Below are 280 nucleotides of genomic sequence, written 5' to 3' on the forward strand. Positions count from 1 at the left end.
GTAAGCCCCAGCGATACCGCAGCAGGCACCGCTGAACAGCAAGGCCAGAAAGCGGATACGCAATACCGGATAACCAAGCGCATGGGCCGATTCCGGCGATTCGCCAACTGCACGCAATACCAGTCCGGCACGGCTGCGGTACAGGAACCAGATCAGTCCTGCGCATAACAGCAGGCTGAAATACACCGCCAGATGCTGATCAAATAAGGCTTTACCGACAAAGGGCAATTGATTCAGTACTGGAATGCCGTGGCTGCCTGCAGGCAGCGATTGCCCCACA

1 protein-coding gene is annotated in these 280 nt (G+C 56.8%); it reads right to left on the reverse strand.

What is annotated here, in order from left to right; translation table 11 throughout:
* On the reverse strand, positions 1–280 hold a 280-nt coding region (locus H8L47_RS29300; protein ID WP_408057762.1), incomplete at both ends, for an ABC transporter permease subunit.

Origin of the sequence: Undibacterium umbellatum, assembly GCF_014284125.1 — a bacterium.
Lineage (GTDB): Bacteria > Pseudomonadota > Gammaproteobacteria > Burkholderiales > Burkholderiaceae_D > Undibacterium > Undibacterium umbellatum.